Source organism: Flectobacillus major DSM 103 (assembly GCF_000427405.1).
GTDB classification, from domain to species: domain Bacteria; phylum Bacteroidota; class Bacteroidia; order Cytophagales; family Spirosomataceae; genus Flectobacillus; species Flectobacillus major.
The window spans coordinates 4024632-4046559 of sequence record NZ_KE386491.1; the positions used below are offsets into that span (position 1 = coordinate 4024632).

At 38.4% G+C, this 21928-nt stretch carries 23 protein-coding genes; 12 read left to right on the forward strand and 11 right to left on the reverse strand.

From position 1 onward, the window contains the following. Positions 1-66: 66 nt before the first annotated feature. Complete coding sequence (locus FLEMA_RS0141215; protein ID WP_026996763.1) at positions 67-1272, reverse strand: acetyl-CoA C-acetyltransferase; 1206 nt, start codon at positions 1270-1272, stop codon at positions 67-69. Between the two features lie 395 nt (positions 1273-1667). Between FLEMA_RS0141215 and FLEMA_RS72135 the strand changes: the two genes are divergently transcribed. Further along, on the forward strand, positions 1668-2045 hold the full coding sequence (locus FLEMA_RS72135) for a hypothetical protein (protein WP_044172804.1): 378 nt from the start codon (positions 1668-1670) through the stop codon (positions 2043-2045). A 358-nt stretch (positions 2046-2403) separates the two neighbouring features. Here the strand turns inward: FLEMA_RS72135 and FLEMA_RS0141250 are convergent, their stop codons facing one another. After that, positions 2404-3129, reverse strand: a complete 726-nt coding sequence (locus tag FLEMA_RS0141250; protein WP_026997928.1) for a pyridoxine 5'-phosphate synthase — start codon at positions 3127-3129, stop codon at positions 2404-2406. A gap of 201 nt (positions 3130-3330) precedes the next feature. Here FLEMA_RS0141250 and FLEMA_RS72140 point away from each other — a divergent pair, with 201 nt between their 5' ends. The 4 genes from FLEMA_RS72140 (at position 3331) to FLEMA_RS72155 (ending at position 6690) form a co-directional block, all read left to right on the forward strand. Continuing rightward, positions 3331-3780: a GatB/YqeY domain-containing protein gene (locus FLEMA_RS72140; RefSeq protein ID WP_044172807.1), complete on the forward strand. Its 450-nt coding sequence runs from the start codon at positions 3331-3333 to the stop codon at positions 3778-3780. A gap of 49 nt (positions 3781-3829) precedes the next feature. Further along, positions 3830-4351 carry a CvpA family protein gene (locus tag FLEMA_RS72145; protein ID WP_044172809.1) on the forward strand — a complete coding sequence of 174 codons (522 nt, stop codon included), beginning with the start codon at positions 3830-3832 and terminating at the stop codon, positions 4349-4351. A gap of 153 nt (positions 4352-4504) precedes the next feature. After that, a complete protein-coding gene (gene rlmN, locus FLEMA_RS72150; protein ID WP_044172811.1) occupies positions 4505-5599 on the forward strand; it encodes a dual-specificity RNA methyltransferase RlmN in 1095 nt (364 codons plus the stop codon). 23 nt (positions 5600-5622) lie between these two features. Then, on the forward strand, positions 5623-6690 hold the full coding sequence (locus FLEMA_RS72155) for a fatty acid desaturase family protein (protein ID WP_044172813.1): 1068 nt from the start codon (positions 5623-5625) through the stop codon (positions 6688-6690). 126 nt (positions 6691-6816) lie between these two features. On the opposite strand, the gene FLEMA_RS0141350 is transcribed toward FLEMA_RS72155, so the two are convergent. Next, positions 6817-7716 (reverse strand): glycerophosphodiester phosphodiesterase family protein, encoded by a 900-nt coding sequence (locus tag FLEMA_RS0141350; RefSeq protein ID WP_229359488.1) that lies wholly within the window; start codon positions 7714-7716, stop codon positions 6817-6819. 444 nt (positions 7717-8160) lie between these two features. On the opposite strand from FLEMA_RS0141350, the gene FLEMA_RS72160 reads away from it, so the two are divergent. Then, positions 8161-8670, forward strand: coding sequence for an HPP family protein (locus FLEMA_RS72160; protein WP_044172816.1), 510 nt, complete (start codon positions 8161-8163; stop codon positions 8668-8670). Positions 8671-9064: 394 nt separating this feature from the next. On the opposite strand, the gene FLEMA_RS72165 is transcribed toward FLEMA_RS72160, so the two are convergent. From FLEMA_RS72165 to FLEMA_RS72175, 6 genes are all read right to left on the reverse strand, one after another. After that, positions 9065-10150, reverse strand: coding sequence for a CobW family GTP-binding protein (locus tag FLEMA_RS72165; protein ID WP_044172821.1), 1086 nt, complete (start codon positions 10148-10150; stop codon positions 9065-9067). A 27-nt stretch (positions 10151-10177) separates the two neighbouring features. Continuing rightward, a complete protein-coding gene (yidD, locus tag FLEMA_RS0141395; protein WP_044172824.1) occupies positions 10178-10432 on the reverse strand; it encodes a membrane protein insertion efficiency factor YidD in 255 nt (84 codons plus the stop codon). 2 nt (positions 10433-10434) lie between these two features. Beyond that, on the reverse strand, positions 10435-11463 hold the full coding sequence (locus FLEMA_RS72170) for a CobW family GTP-binding protein (protein ID WP_044172826.1): 1029 nt from the start codon (positions 11461-11463) through the stop codon (positions 10435-10437). A gap of 169 nt (positions 11464-11632) precedes the next feature. Beyond that, positions 11633-12511, reverse strand: a complete 879-nt coding sequence (locus FLEMA_RS0141435; protein ID WP_026996773.1) for a 3-keto-disaccharide hydrolase — start codon at positions 12509-12511, stop codon at positions 11633-11635. A gap of 243 nt (positions 12512-12754) precedes the next feature. After that, positions 12755-14227 (reverse strand): aldehyde dehydrogenase (NADP(+)), encoded by a 1473-nt coding sequence (locus FLEMA_RS0141445; RefSeq protein ID WP_026997930.1) that lies wholly within the window; start codon positions 14225-14227, stop codon positions 12755-12757. Between the two features lie 160 nt (positions 14228-14387). Continuing rightward, positions 14388-15389 carry a toxin-antitoxin system YwqK family antitoxin gene (locus FLEMA_RS72175; protein ID WP_052354194.1) on the reverse strand — a complete coding sequence of 334 codons (1002 nt, stop codon included), beginning with the start codon at positions 15387-15389 and terminating at the stop codon, positions 14388-14390. Positions 15390-15580: 191 nt separating this feature from the next. Here FLEMA_RS72175 and fcl point away from each other — a divergent pair, with 191 nt between their 5' ends. Together fcl and FLEMA_RS0141495 are read left to right on the forward strand one after the other, a co-directional pair. Beyond that, positions 15581-16522 (forward strand): GDP-L-fucose synthase, encoded by a 942-nt coding sequence (fcl, locus tag FLEMA_RS72180; RefSeq protein WP_044172829.1) that lies wholly within the window; start codon positions 15581-15583, stop codon positions 16520-16522. A gap of 59 nt (positions 16523-16581) precedes the next feature. Continuing rightward, the gene (locus tag FLEMA_RS0141495; protein ID WP_026996775.1) at positions 16582-17310 is read left to right on the forward strand and encodes an SAM-dependent methyltransferase; all 729 of its coding nucleotides are present in this window, start codon (positions 16582-16584) and stop codon (positions 17308-17310) included. A gap of 6 nt (positions 17311-17316) precedes the next feature. On the opposite strand, the gene FLEMA_RS0141500 is transcribed toward FLEMA_RS0141495, so the two are convergent. Continuing rightward, complete coding sequence (locus tag FLEMA_RS0141500) at positions 17317-17670, reverse strand: YraN family protein (protein ID WP_026997931.1); 354 nt, start codon at positions 17668-17670, stop codon at positions 17317-17319. 152 nt (positions 17671-17822) lie between these two features. Between FLEMA_RS0141500 and lipB the strand changes: the two genes are divergently transcribed. From lipB to FLEMA_RS72195, 4 genes are all read left to right on the forward strand, one after another. Next, on the forward strand, positions 17823-18533 hold the full coding sequence (gene lipB / locus FLEMA_RS72185; RefSeq protein WP_044172832.1) for a lipoyl(octanoyl) transferase LipB: 711 nt from the start codon (positions 17823-17825) through the stop codon (positions 18531-18533). An 11-nt stretch (positions 18534-18544) separates the two neighbouring features. Further along, positions 18545-18952 (forward strand): hypothetical protein, encoded by a 408-nt coding sequence (locus FLEMA_RS0141535; protein ID WP_026996777.1) that lies wholly within the window; start codon positions 18545-18547, stop codon positions 18950-18952. Between the two features lie 124 nt (positions 18953-19076). Continuing rightward, positions 19077-19808, forward strand: a complete 732-nt coding sequence (locus tag FLEMA_RS72190) for a 3'-5' exonuclease (RefSeq protein ID WP_044172838.1) — start codon at positions 19077-19079, stop codon at positions 19806-19808. A gap of 116 nt (positions 19809-19924) precedes the next feature. Beyond that, positions 19925-21103, forward strand: a complete 1179-nt coding sequence (locus tag FLEMA_RS72195) for an EF-hand domain-containing protein (RefSeq protein ID WP_044172840.1) — start codon at positions 19925-19927, stop codon at positions 21101-21103. Between the two features lie 98 nt (positions 21104-21201). On the opposite strand, the gene FLEMA_RS0141590 is transcribed toward FLEMA_RS72195, so the two are convergent. Continuing rightward, on the reverse strand, positions 21202-21654 hold the full coding sequence (locus FLEMA_RS0141590; protein WP_026996780.1) for a sterol desaturase family protein: 453 nt from the start codon (positions 21652-21654) through the stop codon (positions 21202-21204). Between the last annotated feature and the right edge of the window lie 274 nt (positions 21655-21928).

Genomic DNA, 21928 nt, shown 5'->3' on the forward strand with positions numbered 1-21928 from the left:
AAGTAAGTAATAGTGCTAAGTAGTTAATTGTTAAGATCAAACTCATCTTGCACGCTTACATCTGATTTAGACTCTTTCTATAACTGTGGCAATACCCATACCGCCACCAATACACAAACTTGCCAGTCCTGTGCCTTTTCCTGTTCGTTCTAGTTCATCTAACAGAGTCATCAAAATAATTGCTCCTGTTGCTCCAAGCGGGTGTCCAAGGGCAATAGCTCCACCATTGACATTTACTTTGCTAGGGTCTACACCCAAAATATCCATAAAAAGCATAGGAATAGCTGCAAAGGCCTCGTTTACCTCAAATAGGTCAATATCTTGAATAGTCATTTTGTTGCGTTTTAGCACTTTTTGAGTAGCAGGAATAGGCCCAGTAAGCATTATTGTTGGCTCAGAGCCACATACACCAAAGGCCGTTATCTTGGCTCGTGGTTTTATACCAAGCTTATCGCCCATAGCTTTGTTGCCAATCAAAATACCTGCCGAACCATCTACAATTTGTGACGAATTGCCAGCGTGATGGACATGGTTAATCTCGTTGAGTTCGGGGTATTTCATAAGAGCCATGTTGTCTAATCCCATTTTTCCTATTGTCTCAAACGACGGTTTGAGCTTAGCCAAACTTTCTACATTGGTTTCGGGTCTCATACCTTCATCAAATGCTAGGACATCTACGCCTATTTCGTCTTTTACGGTAAACAACGACTTGGCAAAACGTTTTTCGGCATGAGCAATAGCTGCTTTGCGTTGCGACTCAGCGGCGTAAGTGTCTACGGCTGTTCGGGTATAGCCATATTTTGTAGCAATCAAATCGGCCGAAATACCTTGGGGTACAAACTGGTGTTGAGCTATAAGCTGTGGATTCATCATCATAGCACCGCCATCGGCACCCATTGCCACGCGCGACATCGATTCGATGCCACCAGCAATAATAAGTTCTTGTTGCCCCGACATAATATAGGCTGCGGCCATATTAACAGCCTCTAAACCCGATGAGCAAAAACGGTTGATTTGTACACCTGCTACACTTTGAGGATACCCCGCCGCCAATACCGCTGTGCGAGCAATATCAGCTCCTTGTTCGCCAATAGGAGTTACACAGCCCAAAATAACATCGTCCACCCAAGTAGGGTCTAGCTGATTGCGGTTACGGAGTTGCTCCAATACTTGTTGAGCTAACTGTACGGGTTGTATATCGTGTAACGCTCCATCCGATTTGCCTCGGCCTCTTGGAGTACGACAGGCATCGTAGATATAGGCTTGGTTCATAGTAGTAAGATTTTGCTTCCTTTTGCTGAAAAATGATTGGTTGTTGAGCTAGCTAACAGTAATGAGGCCTAAAAAAATACAGGAATATATAACCTATTACTGTTTAATTAGGTAGCTCAATAGTTGAAGAAATAGTTTTAACTACTAAAGTAAAAAATAATATTATGCAAGCATACTATTTTGTTGTAATTTTTTCGATATTTAATAAGGTTTTGTCAAGAATGTTTTATCTTTATTCTTCATGATGCTTCGTATATTCAGGTTTGATAACTAGCAATAGCGATGCCTTACTCTAAGTGGTATTATTTATGTATTAACTTTCTGTAAATGAATTGTTTTGCTTTAAATTTTTCATAATCTTTTCACAAAAATCATCTAATAAATCTTTTACTCTTATGCTGAATATATTAGTATTTACGGCTTTATCATTTGGTACTTCGCCTACTACTGGCGAAAACACACCATTCTTTGCTTCGCAAGGCATTGCTCATTCTATTGCCCTTGCGGATTCAGTCGAATATCGGGATTACTACGGAAACTATAAGATGAAGGATAACGAGTATATTCCAAAAGTGAAGGTTTATTTTAAAAATGGCGATTTAGTAGCCTTGGCTGGAGATTATCCCGAAACTAAATTGAGTAAAAAACAAGAGGATGAATTTGAGGAACTAAACTACGGAGCTAAAGTTATTTTTGTAAGAAAAGACGGTCAAATTGTAGGAATTAAAGTAATTGTGCAAGGGCAAGAATTGGTGGGAGACAAAGAAATCTAAAAAAAACTTCTGACAAATCTAAAATTACCGATTAAAGCCGCCACTTTAAATTTTCAATAATTTTTAGTTTGTCAGAAGTAATTATCTTAATTATATAAGATAATACCTAATACTAAGCCGCCACAAAGCATTAGATATTTTAATTGTGATTAGCTATTTAGCTTATTACAAAGATATATGTTGATACATATATTGACAAAAGCAAAGCACTTGTTTTCTGTACTATTTTTATAACACATACAATAAGCATGTTTGATGAAGAATATCTACTTTTAGTGACATTTACGTATATTAACTAAAAAAGTAAATATTGGTTGGTTTTTGGTAAAATACAGTATAATTCTTTGTAGAATAGCCATTAATCAATAGCTTTTGTTTCTTTAAGGTAGAATTGTATAGTATTTTCTAAACCATAATACAAAGCATCACAAACAAGAGCATGCCCTATCGACACCTCCAATAAGTTAGGGATATTTTGTTGAAAATATCTTAAATTTTCCAAGCTCAAATCATGTCCAGCATTCAAGCCTAAGCCGAGTTGGTTGGCCAAGGTTGCTGCTTTGACAAAATCTTTGATAGCGGTAGCTCTATCTTTGGCATAATGCTCGGCATAAGGCTCGGTATAGAGTTCTATGCGGTCTGTACCTGTAGTTTTTGCTCCTTCCACCATGCGTTCGTCGGGGTCTACAAAAATAGAGGTTCTGATACCCGCTTCTTTGAACAACGCTACCAAATCTTGCAAACGGCTTTGGTGGGTAATAGTATCCCAGCCAGCATTAGAGGTAATAGCCCCAAGAGCATCCGGTACAAGCGTGACTTGGGTAGGCTTATTGGCCAAAACGAGTTCGATAAACTTGGCTTCGGTAGGGTTACCCTCAATATTAAATTCAGTAGTAACTACTGTTTTTAAATCATAAACATCTTGGTAGCGAATATGACGCTCGTCGGGACGAGGATGCACCGTAATTCCTTCAGCTCCAAAACGCTCGCAGTCCAAGGCTACTTGTACTACATTGGGGTTATTGCCACCTCTTGAGTTACGAAGTGTGGCAATTTTGTTTATATTAACACTGAGTTTTGTCATCTTTTTGAATAATCCGCTCTTTTGAGGGGCTTAAACCCTCATCAGAATAACAGAATGATTGAATAGTTTCGTAATTTTGTCAAATCTTTTTATAATTTTCCGTGAAGTTAAAGTAATCATATTTGTAAGGAAATGTTTTTTTAAGGAAAATTGTTGAAAAGATTTAACCATTTATACAATCTTCATTTATTCAAAGAAAAAATGTCACTTAAAACAAATATTGAAAGTGGTATCAAAGATGCCATGCGTGCCAAAGACCAAGACCGTTTGAGAGCACTCCGTGCGATAAAATCACTTATTTTACTAGAAGAAACATCTGGTAGTAATAGTGGTGAAGTATCGGCCGATGCTGAAATGAAAATATTAATGAAAGCGGCCAAACAACGTAAAGATTCAATGGAAGTATTCTTGGCTCAAGGTCGTAGCGACTTGGCTGAAAAAGAACAAGCTGAATTAACCGTAATCGAAGAGTTTTTGCCAAAACAATTGACCGAAGATGAGCTAAAGGCAAAATTGGCTGAAATTATCGCAAGAGTAGGTGCTTCTGCACCCTCTGACTTGGGCAAAGTAATGGGAGTAGCGTCTAAAGAACTAGCAGGCTTGGCCGAAGGAAAGGCTATCTCTGCTACAGTAAAGGCTCTTCTTGGCTAATATTTTTGAAGAGAATAAGGGCTAAACCCTTATTCTCTTTTTTATACAAATGAAACTAATTGATATTCTTATTCTTCTTCCTATTCTCTGGGGTGGCTTTATTGGCTATCAGCGGGGTATCATCATTGAAGCTATCTCTATTGCAGCCTTTATTATCTCTGTTATTATTGGTTTTAAAACACTCGGACTAGCCACTACATGGGTTTCGCCCTATGTCGACAGCCGAATAACTGGGCGGATTTTGCCATATATAGGCTTTGGTGCAGTGTTTTTCCCGATTGTTTATATGATTAATAAGTTGGGATGGTTGTTAAGAAAATCAATTAGGTATACTGTTTTAGGGAGTTTTGATTCGTTGGCTGGGGCGTTGGTGGGTGGCCTCACGTGGTCGTTTGGTATAAGTGTAATACTATGGCTGGCAACAGCCATTGGTATCAAAATACCACCTAAAGGAGAAAAAGAAGCATATTATTTGTTGCCCTTAGTAAAACCCTTTGCCCCCAAGGTGGTTGATAAAGCCATAGAGATTGTACCTCGGCAATTGAGTAAAATGACTCAGGGTAATAAGTAAAAATAAAGAACTTATTTGTTGATTTTCAATAGTTTATATTTTTGAATAAATTTGCAAATAAGTAATAAGATTTTAACCCTTGGTAAAGGTTCTATTACTGAAAAGAACCTATGGCTTAAAGTAGGTTCGTAAAAAATGAAAAATTGAAATACAATGGAAATTGCAGTAGCAAATAAAAAAGATATTCGTAAACTCACATTGAACCAAATCAAAGAGTTTTTGGTAGAAAATGGAGAACAAGGCTTTAGAGCCAAACAAGTGTATGAGTGGCTTTGGAAAAAATCGGCACAGGATTTTGACGAAATGACGAATCTTTCTAAAAAAACAAGAGAGTTTTTGGCCGAAAATTTTGAAATCAGAGCCGTAAAAGTAGCTGAAAAGCAAGTGAGTTCTGACAAAACTATCAAATCGTCGTTTGCCTTATTTGACCAAAATTTGGTTGAAGGTGTATTGATTCCTGCCGACGACCGAATGACGGCCTGTGTGTCTTCTCAAGTGGGCTGTTCGTTGACTTGTAAATTTTGTGCAACAGGTTATATGGACAGAAAACGCAACCTCGACCCCGCCGAAATTTATGACCAAGTGGTCAGAATACGTGACCAAGCCGAATCGCATTATCAAACCCCACTTACCAATATTGTATATATGGGTATGGGCGAGCCATTATTGAATTATGCCAGTGTATTGCAGTCGGTCGAAATGATTACTTCGCCCGAAGGCTTGGGTATGTCGCCCAAGCGTATTACTGTTTCGACAGCGGGTATTGCCAAAATGATTAAAAAATTGGGCGATGATGAAGTGAAGTTCAATTTGGCTTTGTCGTTGCATGCCGCCAACGATACCAAGCGTAACCAAATTATGCCTATCAATGAAAGCAACACCTTGGAAGCATTGAAAGAAGCGTTGCAGTATTTTTACAAAAAAACAGGAAATAGAATTACTTTAGAATATATTGTTTTTTATAAATTCAACGACAGTTTGGAAGATGCCAAAGAATTATGGCAATTTGCAAAACAATTTCCTTGTAAAGTGAATATTATAGAATACAATCCAATTGCCGAAGCCAATTACACCAATACCGACCCACAAACTTTAGAGAAATTTGCTAAATTTTTAGAAGACAAAGGGATGGTAGTAAATGTTCGTCGTTCAAGAGGAAAAGATATTGATGCAGCCTGTGGCCAATTGGCAGGTAAGAAAAAAGCCGAGGCGGCATCGTCTGAAACAGAATTTATAACCAAATCCTAAAATTTATCAGCAGAGAAGTTCTCATGGAAAAAGTGAGTTTTAACAACAAAAACAGTGTGTTTTTTAATGCACTAAGAAAAAGAGTTAACGAGTATTTTCAAGCAAATGATATTCGTCCAACAGGTAACTACAAATTGTACCTCAAAACGGCTATACTATTAGCGGCAGCCTTTCTTTTGTATGTCGTATTAGTGTTTTTTACACCTGTAGGCTGGCTTTCGATAGGGCTTTCGGCTCTTTTAGGATTTAATTTGGCTGCTATTGGCTTCAATGTAATGCACGATGGGGCTCATGGTAGTTTTTCGCAGAAAAAATGGGTTAACGAATTGATGGGCTATTCGCTCAATATTATGGGGGGAAGTGTGTATTTGTGGAAATTCAAGCATAATTTTAATCATCACTCTTTTACTAATATTGATGGAATGGACGATGATATTGATATTAAGCCTTGGATGCGTGTTAGCGAAACTCAGGAAAAACATTGGTTTCACCGTTTTCAGCATATTTATTGGATTTTCCTTTATGGCTGGACATACTTATTATGGATTTTTTGGCAGGATTTCCAAAAATATTTTACAGGTAAGGTAGGCGATACCAAATTCCGTAAAATGGATTTGAAAGAACATGCTATTTTTTGGGCAACAAAACTGGGCTATGTTGGGGTATTTATTGTATTGCCAATCTACCAAGTAGGTTTACTTGATGCTTTGATTGGGTATTTTATTATTGCTTTTGTGTGTGGCTTTGTGAGTGCGGTAGTATTTCAATTGGCTCATGTGGTAGAGCAAGCTCAGTTTCCTATGCCCGACGAGCAAACGGCTAAAATTGATACTGAATGGGCTATTCATCAAATCAGAACAACAGCCAATTTTGCAACCAAATCTAAGATTGTTTCGTGGTTTACTGGGGGGCTTAATTTTCAGGTAGAACACCATTTGTTCCCTAAAATTAGTCACGTACATTATCCAAAAATCAACGAATTAGTACGTGAAACTTGTCAACAATTTGGTATTACGTATTTAGAATATCCAACCGTTTTGAGTGCATTGCGTTCGCATATTGTGCATCTAAAACATATTGGTACTGTATAGTAATAGTACGTTGAGTATGTGATTAAGTAAGAGTACAGATGAGTGCAAAGTTTTGATTTTTAAAATTGATTATCAAAACAATATGCCCCAAGATTTGTACTCTTACTTCGTTTATAAGCTCATTTTTTAGGGCTTCATTTTTAGTACTCTGTCGGGGTAGTCGGTAATTAGGCCATCTGTCCCTAGGGCTTTCATCTTTTCCATATCTGCTATTTCATTCACTGTCCAAGGCATTACCTTTACACCTTTTTCATGACAAAACTGTACTCTTTCGGGTGTTAATACCGAAAAATGAGGACTGTAATATACAGGCAAAAAACCTAACGCTTTGAAGGTGTCTTCAGGCGATAAATTGCCAGTTAGTGCCGAAATAGTTATTTTTTTGTACTTTCCTGCCTCTGTTTGCTTTTGCCAGTATTTCAATATATTAAAGTCAAAACTCTGTAAAATTACCCTGTCGGGAGGTAATAGCTTGATAATATCTTTATAAACCAAATCTGCAAATTCTTCTACAGTTTTGGGCTGATAAATACCATATTCCTGCACACCTGATTTAATTTCAACATTGTATTTTACCGCTGGAAGGCCTTTCTCTTGTAGATAAGCTTCACACGCTTTTATCATATCTTTTAAAAGAGGTTTGTGTGTAGCTATTTTTTGTTGTTCTGGAAATAAAGCATTTCCTCTAATCCCCGAATCATACCGTTTAATTGCTTTGTATTTCATTTGGTACAGATTGAGGCTTTTTTCCTCTTCTTTTGTAACAGGCGTACCGTCGGGTTTGGTTACATAAAGCGACAACATATAAGGCTCGTGCGAAACCACCACTTTGTTGTCTTTGGTAATACAAACATCTAATTCAAGCGTATTTACACCTAAATCGATGGCTTTTTTGAAGGCCTCTATGGTATTTTCGGGCATTAGGCCACGTGCTCCACGGTGTCCTTCTATTTCAAAAAGCTGGGCATAACCTGTAACGAGATTCATTCCCCAGAAAATGAGGGAGAGGAGGGCTGTTTTTTTCATAAGACTGTTTGTCAATGTAAATGGGTTGAAATGTTGATACGAGATACTATTTTACAAAAAAAGTATGGCTTTTGGGTAGTTTGTCTACAAAAGTAGAACGCAAATGAGCAGACAAAATAGATATTACTTTATGATATTGTTAAGAATCTATAAGCCTAGCGAAGTGAAATGTTTGTATAAATAAGCTCGGGCATTTTGTTGTAACAAAATCTAATCATCTGTTTTTCATTCAAAAAGCGATATTATTCTGGAAATACTGAGCGGTTATCTATAGAAAAATTTTGAAGTAAAGGTATAGAGGCAAACGTACAATGGCCAAAGAAAGGCTTTTTATGGATTTATTGGATATTGATGAAACCATTACGGCTACTTTTGCTCTTAATAAAATAAGGGGATGTCTTGTTGAAAAGAGTAAATCCTGCTGAAACAATTTGAAACAAAATCATGAAACATTACTTCTCGAAATTTAAAGCCCAAGAGCGAAGCCCCGCTCGACCGAAATGGACACATGCCTTTAGCTCGGCATTAGGTGGATTAATAGGTATTTCGGCTATTGCACTGTTGACCGAAATGACCAAAACACCTTTATTAATGGCTCCATTTGGGGCTACCTGTGTGCTTGCCTTTGGCGTTTCCGATAGTCCATTGGCTCAGCCACGCAACATTATTGGAGGACACGTCATTTCGGCAACCATTGGACTTATCTGTTTGAATCTTTTTGGTGATAGCTGGTACTCGATGGCTATTGGAGTGGGCTTGTCGTTGGCAGCAATGCAGTTGACCAAAACGGTACATCCACCCGCAGGAGCTAACCCCTTGGTGATAGTGCTAAGCCATGCCAAATGGAGTTTTATTTTTACACCAGTATTGTTGGGCGCCGTGATTTTGGTAGTGGTAGCATTATTTTTTAACAATGCTCACAAAACAAGAAAATACCCTCGGTATTGGCGTTGAGTTATATAAAAAACATGAGTCATCCCAAATATTAGGTAATATTAAAAAGAGACCACCTCTTTGTGTTTGTTGTGATTGAAAAGGTATTGAAGAGGCTTATCAATTGCTCAAATGATAGAAATTTAGGGGCTATTCATAAAAAAGGCGGTCGGAAATTGTTTTTCGACCGCCTTTTATGTTAAATATAAGCACGACACATCTTGAGCCACCAAGCAGTGCGTCGTTACGGGTAAAATCATATTCAAATGACTTAGGTTTGATATTAATTTACGAGGACTCATTTTTAGATACAAAATACTATGTCTCAATTGCTACAAGGTAGACATAAAGGATAATCACTCAATCTCAATACACTAAATTAGGAATAACTCATGTTTGTGTTTTTATAACCTTATTATTTCTTAATGGTAAGTGGAATGGCAAAACTGGGTAAATCTATTGATGTTTCGTCCAATTTGCGGCAATCCATAATTTGCTTTTCAAGTATTTGCCAAATCGCTGGTTTTAAGGCTATTATTTCTATTCGGCTATCTCTTCTATATGCTATTGAGCATTCATTCAGGGGTTCTTCGCCTGTTTTATTCACAAAAATCCAATGTTTTTCACTAATCCTGAAAACCCCCTTGATTCTTTCAAAGCCTTTGAGCGAATCAAGTACCGCTAAGAGTTGATTTTTTTGAAAAATTTCATCTGGCGAAAATACCCAGCCACATCCATAGGTATTGAGGGAGTGTCCTTCACGACGCAGCGGTTGCCCAACCAAAGGAATTGATAAATCTTGTTCGTTATGATTGTTGGGGGTATGTTTCATTTGTGCATGGGCATCGGTATGTAGTGCTTTGCGGTGTGGATAAGGCTCGATGTCTAGCCATGATAAATCAATATCCCCTTTTTCGACAGCAGCAATCACAATTTTGGGAGGGAATAATGCTTTGGCCCAATTAACAAATTTTTCGGTGAGAACTTTGCCCGCCAAATCAATTTTATTGGCTATCAAAACATCGGCCAAGGTGATTTGGTCTTGATAAACGTCGTCGTCAAAATACTTGTCTTGTACCAGTTGTTGTGGGTTTATCAGACATAGCGTAGCTCGGAGGTCGATAACCTTACTCAAAAACTCGCTTTGTAAAACATCAATAATGGCTTCTGGATGAGCAATTCCAGTGGGTTCTATCAGTATTCTATGCGGTTTTACTTGTCGAATACTTTGGGTTAAGGTAGTTTGTAATGGCAAATTAGCTGTACAACAAATACACCCTCCTGCCACGTATTTAATAGCCAAATTTTGCTGTTCAGTAGAACTCCCCTCAAAGGCTATATGGTCGATAGACACTTCCCCAAATTCGTTAACAATCACTAGCCAGCGTTCATGAGCAGGCTTATGTTGTAAAATAGTTAAAATAGTGGTGGTTTTTCCAACACCCAAAAAACCAGTAATAATATTGGTAGGAATTTTTTGAAGCACTTTTTTTTGTTCCATAAGTTTCTTGACGGTTTTAGCTTGAACTCAATGTTCTGGTTTTTCACAGTTACATCGGCGAGGTACAGGGTCGTAGCCACTTCCGCCCCAAGGGTGGCACGAAGCTATGCGTTTAAAACCTAAGCTTGCACCTTTCCAAAAGCCCCATTCTCGAATGGCCTCAATCATATATTGCGAGCATGTAGGGGTGTATCGACAAGCATTAGGAAAATACGGAGATAGTACCGCTTGGTATAAGCGAACAAAAGCAATCAATAAGCCTGAAAAAAGTTTTCCTATCATGATTATGGTTGAATACACGCCAATAGCTGAGTTTCGATTGCCTTCCAATCGAGTGGTTCTGATGCAATTAGCTCAATTCGGCTATCTCGTCGGTAGGCAATATAATGGCTGGTTGGCATACCCTCTACACAATTGTACAAATACCAGTCTGCCCCTGTTCTAAAAATACCTTTTGCCCTGTGAATATGATTTTCGAGGTACAATTTTACAATAAGCATATTGAGCTTATTCAAATCAAAAAGCTCTTTATTAGAAAATATCCATCCACAACTATAACTCCCCAAACCTTTACTTGGTTTCATGATGGGTTTACCAACTTTGGGAATTTGTTTGAATAGAACCGATTGTGTTGTAGCAATATGAGTGGCTTCGCCCAAATGTTCGTTTGGATAACTGGCTATTCGGTTTTCGTCGATACCTAAATCGAGCCATTCTAGTTTTAGGTGGGCTTGATTAATGCGGTCAACAATTAATTTTGCAGGATATAGGTCGTCGGCATATTCCCAGAAAAATTCCATTGCGTCCTCGCTACATAAGTCTGTTTTATTGGCAACCAATACATCGGCTAGAGATATTTGGTCGATATACGTACCGTCGGTTTGGTAGCGTTCTTTGGCCAACTGTGCAGGATTGATAATACAAATAGTGGAATTGACAAAAACATCGTTTGAGAAAGCTCGACTTTTGAGTAAATCAAGAATACTTGCAGGATGCCCCATCCCTGTAGGTTCAATCAGAATACGGTCGGGACGAAGCTTGGCTAACATTAATTGTAGCGTAAAATGCATAGACTGTGCCGCCGAGCAACAGATGCACCCACCTTCTACTTCCATGACTTGTAGCTGACTGTCGTTGCCAGCCGAAAGGGTAAGGTGGTCGATAGACACCTCCCCAAATTCGTTGACTAATACAGCCCATTTTTCATTTTCGGGCTTTATTTTGAGAAGATTAACAATTGCAGTGGTTTTGCCAACACCCAAATATCCAGTAATTAGGTTAACGGGAATTCTATTTTTTATTTCTGATGACATTACTTTCTATTTATACTTTGTACAAATTTAAGCAATGTTCATGAGTCTTGATGGCGAAAATAATATAGACGATAAGAAGAAGGGGACATGACACACCCAAAAGCTGGAATCCCAAGTATATTCCTAAGGTTATAGAAAAGATACTTGGGATATATCAGGATAAATAGCATTAGGCCTTAGACCGTTTGCGTTTTTTGGTATAAATACATTCGCTAGGAGCTGATTTGATATAATATGACTTGAAATTCAGGGCTTTAGGGTCGGTACAGCCAATGAGGCTCAATACCTCAACCTTCCGAAATTCAACAGGATGACTTTCGCTTTGTAATGAAATATACCCTTGGGTCAACATTTTGCCATCTTCTTTGTAAAAAGGATTGTAGCCATCAACATTGCCACCGCCAATTTGAGGTTTTTGGTATTCCATTACCATTTCGCCATTAACGTAGTGTCTGATAAGCGAGTCACCCAAAACCATGACTTCAGCACGTACCCACTGGTCGCCATTATAGGTTTTTGATTTTGAGTTGAGGCAGTGAGGGGTAAAAAGTTTACCATTGATTTCTACATTAGTACCTGGTGTACACAAATTGCAAGTAGTACGCTCGCCTTTACCTGTTCCGCCAAGAAGCTGTACTTCTATCGAAATCGGGAAATCTTGGTCTTTGCCCATAGAAGCTGCGGGCTGACAATGCAGCATAATTCCACTATTGCGAAAAGCCCATCCTGGCCCTTCAGGAGCTTGTTCGCCAACAAAGCGATATTCGGTAGCGATGATATAATTAGAGAATTTTTCTTTGTAAAAAATATGCCCAAAGCGTTCATTGAATTTGTCGTAACCATCGTAAGCTACAACCAATTTGCCATCTTTTACTCGAAAAGTATTAGCAAAATTATCGTTTAAGTCGTAATTCCTGATTTTAATATCCCAGCCATCAAGGTTTTTTCCATTAAAAAGCTGTTTCCATTCTTTAGTATCCGCTTTGATTTGGGCTTGAGTACACCAAGCTACCCAACACAAAAGAACTGTTAAAAAGTGTTTTTTCATAATCATGAAAAGGGTTAAATAATTAAAGGTAAGTTTTGCAAAAAGGTAAAACCCGAATTCCGTACAAATTAGGTATTATTGAGAGTACAAAGGGCTTTCTTTCAAGTTATGATAAGGTTTTCAAAGCCACTTTGTACCTATTAAATAAGAGAAGAGTACAACCGTATTTTATACTTCAATAGTGGCATGACAACCTATTGGTGAGTTATAAAAAATTATACTCTTATTGAAATACCCAGCTCTTTATTTTTTCCACTCATTATCTTGGATTCGCCATATCTGAAGCGGATTATCAGTTTTCAGAGCATCGGGCAACAAACTTTCGGGAAAGTTTTGGAAACTGGCAGGACGTACAAATCGCTTGATAGCATCAGGGCCAACAGCTCCAAAACGGGAGTCGGTACTGGCAGGAAAAGGTCCGCCATGTTGCATAGCATACCCAACCTCGACCCCTGTGGGTACGCCATTGAATATCAAACGTCCACAAATATTGTGTAGGGATTCTACCAGTGGCTTATTGGCCAACAGTTCTTGCTCGGTAGCCATCAAAGTAGCCGTTAGCTGTCCTTCCAAATGTTCAATTACAGCCAGTAGCTCGGCTGTATTTTGGCATTTTACTACCAACGAGAAAGGCCCAAAAACCTCTTGATGTAAAGTTGGGTTATCCAAAAACACCGAGGCATCAACCGAAGCTACTGTAGGCACAGCCTGAATAATCCCCGATTTTTCTACCTTCGATTCAGCCTCTAATGTTACACCTTCCTGAGCTGTTACAACGGTTCTTTTACCTTCATAGTTTTGATAAATCCCTGCATGCAGCATAGGAGCAGGAGCTACGCCTTCAATAGCTGTTGCCAAATCGTGGATAAAAGTCGTCAGAGCAGGGCTATCAATAGCCAGTAATAAACCAGGATTGGTACAAAACTGCCCCATACCCAAGGTAATAGAACCAGCATATAAGGTGGCTATAGCCGAAGCATCTTGTTCGAGTTTTTCGGGCATCAAAACTACAGGATTGATGCTACCCATTTCGGCAAATACAGGAATCGGTTCAGGTCTTTGATTGGCTAAATCAAAAAGGGCTTTACCACCCGCAAAAGACCCCGTAAAGCCTACAGCTTTGGTAGCTGGGTGTAATACCAATGCTTTTCCTACTTCAAAACTATGGCCAGCAATATGGGCAAATACCCCCTGAGGCATATTACATTTTTCGGCGGCCTTGGTAATGGCATGAGCCACTAATTCTGAAGTTTTGGCATGGGCTGGATGCCCTTTTACTACTACAGGACAGCCAGCAGCCAAAGCCGAGGCAGTATCGCCACCAGCCGTAGAATACGCAAAAGGGAAATTGCTTGCCCCAAATACAACCACTGTACCAATGGGTACAAGCATTTTACGTACATCGGGCTTGGGCAAAGGTTGTCGGCTAGGATTGGGCGAATCCAAACGGGCTTCTACCCATGAGCCTTCCTCAAGCAGGTTGGCAAAAGTATGTAGTTGAAAAATAGTGCGTCCACGCTCGCCAAGTAGCCTTGCCGTAGGAATATTGGTTTCCAAATGAGCTGTTTCGATGAGTTGGTCGCCTAAGGCTTCAATTTCTTCGGCAATACTTCGTAGAAAAAGGGCTTTTTCTCGACCCGACACATTTCTATATTGCTTAAATGCCTCTGCCGATTGAAGCATAAGGGTGTTTACTTCTTGTTGAATATCTGTCATGATAGGATGAATAAAAAATCTAGTCTAAAATAGATAGTAACTTAATATGAATAAAGCCGATTTATTCTATTGGTAAAAAGTCGTTTGTAAATATAATATACTCCTATAGCAATAGTATCCTGAAAAATAAAGCCTGAGATAAACTACCTCAGGCTCTTGTCTAATTATCGTCGTCGTCGTCGCTTTTCTTTTTTACTTGTTTAGGAGCTTCGTAAATAAGCTTTCCTTTATCATCACGTTCTTGTAGTACAACAGGTGCTGTTTTGTCAAATTTATCTTTGGGGTACATCGTTTCTCTTTTGAGGCGACCCATTGCTCCAAACTGGTGGTATTCTCGCCAGCGGCCTATTTTTACGCTATCGTCCATTTTGCCTTCCTCTTTAAGCTGACCACCTTCATAAAAAGCACGATATTCGCCTGTAACTTTGCCATGTTGTACAGGAATCACCTCTTTGATTTTCTTTTGCTCTTTGTCGTAGTACGAAATATGCGAATCAGCCAAAAAGCCACTCTTGTATTTTGTTTTGGTTAGCAAAACGTATTCTTGGTTGTAGGTTTCCCAGCGGCCATCTTTTACCCCAACATCAAAAAATCCCTCTTCTACGAGTTCATCATTAACATATTTTTTGTAGGGGCCATGACAAACCTCACCATAGTTTTTGTCTTTGCGAGGCACATTCGTAATTCTGCGGAGTTTGGGGTCGTACCACCAGATTTCCTTGGCATAAATACTCGGCTCAGCTTCATCAGGATTACGTAATACATTAATTTCTTCAATTGTTAGGCGTACACCAGTACCATATTCGCCGATACGCCTCTCAAACTTAACAGCATTGTATTCGTCGCGTGGGGCTTTTTTTACTTTTTTACTCTTCTTAGATTTATGCAGTTTCAAACCCAAATCGGCAGTTAGATCGGACGAAAACCTTTCTGCTTCATCTTTATTTTTTTTCAAATCCTCTTTAACATCCTTGATAGTTTGTTTGGCATTTTTGATATTATCTAGCACATCGGTTTGAATGAGCCCCCCCAGCAAACCTTTTTTTCGGGTAGTAGTATCGGTTTGGGGTTTACTCTTGGTTTTGAACTCGTCTTGTTGAGCAATAACCCAATGGCTCGCAAAGAAAAGAACAACAGCAAATAGAAAGGATAAACTTCTCATGGGTAGTACGTAGTCAAAGGCTAATGTATTACTTTTGCAAACGAAAAAAGTAAGTTTTTATTTTTTAAGACAAAAGAAGGAAGATATTGCTCGAAAGACAAATTTAACTCTGATGATTTATGAGTTAAAGTCTATATTTCGATAGAATATGGTTATTTCTATCATAAATTTTACCCGAAACAGCACTTAAAGTGGAAAAAGACGCAAAAATTTACATAGCGGGACACAGAGGAATGGTTGGCTCTGCTATTCTTAGAAAACTGCAAAAAGAAGGATATTCTAATTTTGTACTTCGGACCTCGAAGGAACTCGACCTCCGCAATCAACAAGCCGTTTTAGATTTTTTTGAAACAGAAAAACCCGATTACGTGTTTTTGGCTGCGGCCAAAGTCGGTGGTATTGTGGCTAATAATACCTATCGTGCCGATTTTTTGTTTGAAAATCTCAGTATTCAAAATAATGTTATTCATAGTGCCTATTTGTTTGGGGTAAAGAAATTGATGTTTTTGGGTTCGTCGTGTATTTATCCAAAATTAGCCCCTCAGCCTCTTAAAGAAGAATACCTTTTGAGTGGGTATTTGGAGCATACCAACGAGCCTTATGCTATTGCCAAAATTGCAGGTATCAAAATGTGTGAAGAATACCGCAATCAGTATGGTTGTAATTTTATTTCGGTAATGCCCACCAACTTGTATGGCCCCAACGATAACTACGACCTCCAAAAATCACATGTTTTACCAGCTATGATTCGCAAGTTTCATGAAGCCAAAGTCAATGGGGTAGCTCAGGTAAATTTGTGGGGAACAGGCTCGCCTATGCGTGAATTCCTCCATGCCGATGACCTTGCGTCAGCGTGTTTGTTTTTGATGGAAAACTACAACGAACTGGAGTTTGTGAATATTGGTACTGGCTCGGATGTTACGATAAAAGAGTTAGCCAATATTGTAAAAAATGTAGTAGGTTTTGAGGGCGATATTGTATGGGATACCACCAAGCCCGACGGTACACCTCGTAAATTAATGGATGTATCAAGGTTGAATGAGTTTGGCTGGAAACATACCATCGACATCGAGCAAGGAATAGCCTTGGCGTACCAAGATTTTTTGGTAAACCACGATGCCCTTAGGCTTTAATAGTAGTGTTGACTATTATTAAAACATTACAGACAACGACTTAATTTATTCATAAAAAAATGACAAAAGAATGGTTCAGCTCATGGTTTGATTCGCCATATTATCATATTCTCTATAAAGAACGAGATGATAAAGAAGCACAAGTTTTTATCGACCAGCTATCCTCATTTCTTCATTTTCAGCCCGAACATCATATTATGGATTTGGCCTGTGGGAAAGGTCGTCATGCTATATATCTTAATCAAAAAGGATATACAGTTACAGGTGTCGACCTTTCTTCTCAGAGCATAGAATATGCCAAGCAATTTGAAAATAATCAACTTCATTTTTTTGTTCACGATATGCGTGAGGTATTTGAAGAAAGATATTTTGATTTTATCCTGAATATGTTTACAAGCTTTGGTTATTTAGAAAACGACCTCGAAAACATCAAGGCATTTCAGGCTGCCGCCCGCAACCTTCGCAAAGGGGGTATTTTTGTCATGGATTTTTTCAATACAGCCTTGGTTGTCAATCAGCTTGTTCCTTACCAAATAAAACGTGTCGACGATATTACTTTTGAAATCAGAAAGTCGGTCGACAAGGGGGCAATTATCAAAGATATAGAGTTTTGTGAAGATGGCCATGAGTACCATTTTCAGGAAAAAGTACAGGCCATTTCTCTTGACGAGTTTAAGCAGTATTTTAAAGCCGCAGGGCTTACCCTCAAGCATATCTTTGGCGATTACCATTTGGGCGATTTTCAGATAGAACATTCGCCCCGAATGATATTTGTGTTGGAAAAGTAAATACCTCTAATAAAAGGCATCCTCAAAATGTGAAATTTGGTATCCTTGTTTAGTAAAAATAATAGACACAATATCGAAGCGGATTTGTTGATGCCAGTCTATCTGATAGATATATGCCTCAGCCGCACGTTTGATTAGCGAAACCTTGAGCTTACTGACAGCGGTTTCGGGCATACCAAATTTGATATTGCTACGCGCTTTTACTTCTACAAATACCAAAAAGATTCCCTTCTTTACAATAAGGTCTATTTCGGCATGGCCATAGCGATGATTGCGTGCTATAATTTCGTAGCCTTTTTCAGTAAGGTATAAAGCAGCCAAATCTTCAGCTTGCTTGCCAGTTTCTAGGTGTTCTGCCATTGAATTATATCGTTTGATTCGTTGTTAATAAGTAATAGTACAAAATGATAAATGCCAAAATGGTATTGTATTTGATTGATTATTAATATTTTAATCACTAGTAGGCTAAGTTGCCGACTCGCTCATTTGCTTAGTTGTATAATATTGGTAATATGACACAAAATAAAAAAGTGCTTTTTCAAAAGCTTGGTTTGATAGACTATCAGACTGCATGGGACTATCAGGAAAAACTGCATGCTGAAATTGTAGATATCAAAATCAAAAACCGTAAATTAGCTCCTGACGAACAGCAAATTACCCCCAACTACCTACTTTTTTGTCAGCACCCGCATGTGTATACACTAGGGAAAAGTGGTAAACCCGAACATCTTTTATTAGACGAAGAAGGTCTCGAAAAATATCAGGCTCAGTACTATAAAATTAATAGAGGAGGTGATATCACCTATCACGGACAAGGGCAGTTGGTGGGGTATCCTATCATAGATCTAGATAATTTTTTTACCGATATTCACAAATATATGCGGTATTTGGAAGAAGCTGTTATCAGAACTTGTGCCGATTATGGTATAGCGGCTGGCCGAATCGACGGGCTTACGGGTGTTTGGATTGACTATATCGAACAGCAAAATCCCCGTAAAATTTGTGCTATGGGCGTAAAAGCAAGCCGCTGGGTTACTATGCACGGATTTGCCTTGAATGTGAATACCGATTTGAGTTATTTTGGGTATATAGTACCTTGTGGTATCGATGACAAAGCCGTAACGTCTATCTCGCAAGAATTGGGAAGAAGCATCGACCTCGACGAAGTAGAAAGCTATATGGCTAAGCACCTAAGCGATATTTTTGAATTTGAGTTACAGTAATTTTATTTTCAATGAAAAAAGATATTTTATTCCCTACTGTAGATGGCATAAAGGTTGCCATTGCCCGAAGATTTGATGAAGAAGATAATGTACTTTGGGACGTATATTTGATTAATCGCTTGAAAACAGCCATTGATACCGTATTTGTAACATCAAGTGGCTACGGCACTGATTTGGAAGGAAACAAGATTAAAACAGCTTCGCTGAGGTATTTTTTTAAAGAAATTGGTTCGGAACAAATCGTGAAAATAGAACCGATTTCACCCGATGTTTTTCATATTAATAATGAATATTGGGTAAGCTATTATATTGGTAATCAGATATTCGATAAGAAGTTTATATTTGTTCCTGAAAGTATACGTGTCGAAAACCTTATCCAGATTGCACAACTCGACCTAGAGGGGATTCTTCATGAATAATAGTAAGTGTATATTTTTCCAATTAGCAACCTAAATGGGCCTGCTAATTGGAAAAATAAGTCAGTTTAAATAGCTTCAATCTCTCATTTGCTCAATATTTTGTACATCTATTTCTTTGTATGCTATGATAGACTTATCTAAAATTGCGAAAAATCTTCTTTTCATCGACATCGAAACGATTTCGGCTACCAGTAGTTTTGATCAGCTTTCGGAACGAATGCAGGGTTTTTGGTCGAAAAAAGCAAGCTATATGCACAATCCCGACGGGCTAGACGATGCCAGCTTGTATTTTGAGCGTGCAGGTATTTATGCCGAATTTGGAAAAATCGTTGTGATAGGATTGGGCTTTTTTCACTGGAACGACGAGCAAGCACTTTGTCTAAAAGCCAAGTCGTTGGTAGGTACTGACGAAAAAGAACTTCTTTTGGCCTTTAAGCAGCTTATCGAACGCAAGTACAAACCCAACGAATTGATGTTATGTGCCCATAATGGCAAAGAGTTTGATTACCCTTATTTGTGCCGTAGAATGCTAATTAATGGCATAGATATACCCAAAGCCTTGCAGCTATCAGGCAAAAAACCTTGGGAAATTCTTCATTTAGACACGCTAGAAATGTGGAAGTTTGGCGATAAAAAACATTATACATCGCTGGATTTATTGGCAGAAATCTTTGGTATTCCAAGCAGCAAACAAACTCTTAGTGGCGATCAAGTGAATCAAACATTTTATAGCGAAGGCGATATAGATAAAATAGCAAGGTATTGCCGAGAAGATATAGTGGTATTGGCACAGCTTTTTCTCAAATATAACAACCTTGCCTCGGTAGCAGAAAATAATATCGAACGAATTGAATAACCTAATCAATGAGTAATAATACTCTTTTAATCTATGAGCGTAGTATCGAATAGGCTTGGGGGCTATAGTTCATGTAAAATTAATTACCTTTGAAAGACAAATGCTATCGAAAACCCATGAATAAAAAGTCTTTATTAGTTATTACTTTTTTGTTACTATCGCTATTTACCGCCGATGCTCAGCTATATAACCAACAAAAAGCCGATAAGCTTTTACAAGCTTATCGTGAAGAGCTTGCCTTATTTCGCAAAGAACATCCCAAGAAACGAAACCTCCCAGACGTTAAATTCTTCTTTTTTGGAATGGGAAATAGACCCAAAATGGTTTATAAAAATGGGAAAATAATCAACCTTAGTACTGGAAAATCTATTCGTCGCTGGAAAGTAAAAACTGCCACGATTGTTCCTTCCGAATACCTCGTACATCTTGAACTAGAAGATGGCCGTGCCGTTGATATTCAAGAGGATTCTACAGGGGTGTATGCTTACGAAAATAACCTTCAAATTATTCTGGCTGAAAGCCCTGTTAAATTACCAAGCTTTGGAGGAAATCGTTTTGCAGGTATTTTGAGGGTTTTGCATCATGAAATATTGATTAATATCAACGACGGTAAGCCATTGCCCAACTTTATGGTATATGCCAAACCGTGGTACAAGAGTGCCGCTGTGATTACGATGGCATTGGTACAAACACAAAACGTGCCTCTTATTAGCGATTGGATTTTACACTTGAATAGCCCTTTTGACCGTAATAATAATGGTTATGCCGAAGCCGACAATCTGGGACAAGCCTTATATATGTTGTCGATTGTAAGCGATAAGAAACATCCATTAGTCAATAAAATTTTGGATGAAGCCGATAATTTTGACAAAGGAGGGTATATCGAAGGGCGTACAGATTTACAGCCTCATGCCGTTTTTCAGACCAAATGGCTAAAGTTTGGTTTAAAGGCCTTACAATTGCCCGACAAATATAAAATCCCTACGGCTTATGATAGCTACTCAAGTTTGTTTTGGTTTGATTTCAAACAAGAATATGTAAAAGGCGAGCAGTTCGACGACAACGTGGCTCTAACATCGCCACACTATAGTTGGGCAGAAGATCATTTTTTTAAGCAAGCCAAAGGCCCAATTTCGTTAAAAGACTATCCATTGACTTGGGAGGCCGAGGCTACCGAAGTCAATTATAGCAAATTAGGGCTAATAGACCAAACCTTGGTGGATGTACGTATTTCGCCTACCAATGCTTGGCAAGCAGCCGAAATACTTTTGTTGTTGCTGCAAGAAAAGAAATAAAAAAAACACTCATGCTATAGCTTATAGCATGAGTGAAACACCAATTACAGATAGCTACTAACATTCCAAAATACCATTAATCGCCATTCGGTTTTCTCTTACAACTTCCCTTCAATATCGTATTTTTTGGGGGCATACAAAAAGCCAAAGGCCTCCGCCCCTTTTTTATGATGTATCTTGTGATGAATATAATGAGCCCTCATAATTCGTTTCATATATTTGCTTTTGGCAACAAACTTGATTTTGATACGACGATGCACAATAATATCATGAAAGATAAAGTAGAAAATCCCATAAAGTGCTACACCCAAGCCTATCCAAAATAAAAACCAAAGCTCAGGAACGAGGTCGCCAATAATGATGGTTGTGGTAGAAACTATACCAAAAACAACCGAAAATAAATCGTTTTTTTCCAAGACATTATTGTGATGAACATGGTGCGAGCGGTGCCAGCCCCACATAATACCGTGCATGATATATTTATGTGTAAACCATGCAAAACCCTCCATAAATACGAATGTACCCAAAAATAATCCTATTTTAATCAACATAATGCAGGTCTGTTTAGTATGCTTGTTAAGCCCTTTTGTAGGATAAATATGCTATTATTTCAACCCTAAATTTACGAGAATTGTTTTGGAGCTTGTCGTTTATAGTTTCATTTTTAGCAAATACGACTATCTGAAGCATAACTTTTTGGTAGGATAATTTTCTGAAAATTACTTTCAGCACCCGCCATTCCTCCAAATTCCGTATCTTTGCAAACTAATTTTATGATTATTAAGATAATATGGAATAGAGCCGTTGAGCTCTCCTTCGATTCAT

Bases quoted from the DNA above. Each gene is read 5' to 3' on its own strand.
- FLEMA_RS72165 (WP_044172821.1), bottom strand. From the start codon at position 10,150: ATGGAACAAAAAAAAGTGCTTCAAAAAATTCCTACCAATATTATTACT.
- FLEMA_RS72155 (WP_044172813.1), top strand. From the start codon at position 5,623: ATGGAAAAAGTGAGTTTTAACAACAAAAACAGTGTGTTTTTTAATGCA.
- FLEMA_RS0141250 (WP_026997928.1), bottom strand. From the start codon at position 3,129: ATGACAAAACTCAGTGTTAATATAAACAAAATTGCCACACTTCGTAAC.
- FLEMA_RS72140 (WP_044172807.1), top strand. From the start codon at position 3,331: ATGTCACTTAAAACAAATATTGAAAGTGGTATCAAAGATGCCATGCGT.
- FLEMA_RS72195 (WP_044172840.1), top strand. From the start codon at position 19,925: ATGAATAAAAAGTCTTTATTAGTTATTACTTTTTTGTTACTATCGCTA.
- FLEMA_RS0141535 (WP_026996777.1), top strand. From the start codon at position 18,545: ATGAAAAAAGATATTTTATTCCCTACTGTAGATGGCATAAAGGTTGCC.
- FLEMA_RS72145 (WP_044172809.1), top strand. From the start codon at position 3,830: ATGAAACTAATTGATATTCTTATTCTTCTTCCTATTCTCTGGGGTGGC.
- FLEMA_RS0141445 (WP_026997930.1), bottom strand. From the start codon at position 14,227: ATGACAGATATTCAACAAGAAGTAAACACCCTTATGCTTCAATCGGCA.
- FLEMA_RS72190 (WP_044172838.1), top strand. From the start codon at position 19,077: ATGATAGACTTATCTAAAATTGCGAAAAATCTTCTTTTCATCGACATC.
- FLEMA_RS72135 (WP_044172804.1), top strand. From the start codon at position 1,668: ATGCTGAATATATTAGTATTTACGGCTTTATCATTTGGTACTTCGCCT.
- FLEMA_RS0141435 (WP_026996773.1), bottom strand. From the start codon at position 12,511: ATGAAAAAACACTTTTTAACAGTTCTTTTGTGTTGGGTAGCTTGGTGT.
- FLEMA_RS0141590 (WP_026996780.1), bottom strand. From the start codon at position 21,654: ATGTTGATTAAAATAGGATTATTTTTGGGTACATTCGTATTTATGGAG.
- FLEMA_RS0141215 (WP_026996763.1), bottom strand. From the start codon at position 1,272: ATGAACCAAGCCTATATCTACGATGCCTGTCGTACTCCAAGAGGCCGA.
- yidD (WP_044172824.1), bottom strand. From the start codon at position 10,432: ATGATAGGAAAACTTTTTTCAGGCTTATTGATTGCTTTTGTTCGCTTA.
- FLEMA_RS0141500 (WP_026997931.1), bottom strand. From the start codon at position 17,670: ATGGCAGAACACCTAGAAACTGGCAAGCAAGCTGAAGATTTGGCTGCT.
- FLEMA_RS72160 (WP_044172816.1), top strand. From the start codon at position 8,161: ATGAAACATTACTTCTCGAAATTTAAAGCCCAAGAGCGAAGCCCCGCT.
- FLEMA_RS0141350 (WP_229359488.1), bottom strand. From the start codon at position 7,716: ATGAAAAAAACAGCCCTCCTCTCCCTCATTTTCTGGGGAATGAATCTC.
- lipB (WP_044172832.1), top strand. From the start codon at position 17,823: ATGACACAAAATAAAAAAGTGCTTTTTCAAAAGCTTGGTTTGATAGAC.
- FLEMA_RS0141495 (WP_026996775.1), top strand. From the start codon at position 16,582: ATGACAAAAGAATGGTTCAGCTCATGGTTTGATTCGCCATATTATCAT.
- rlmN (WP_044172811.1), top strand. From the start codon at position 4,505: ATGGAAATTGCAGTAGCAAATAAAAAAGATATTCGTAAACTCACATTG.
- FLEMA_RS72175 (WP_052354194.1), bottom strand. From the start codon at position 15,389: ATGAGAAGTTTATCCTTTCTATTTGCTGTTGTTCTTTTCTTTGCGAGC.
- FLEMA_RS72170 (WP_044172826.1), bottom strand. From the start codon at position 11,463: ATGTCATCAGAAATAAAAAATAGAATTCCCGTTAACCTAATTACTGGA.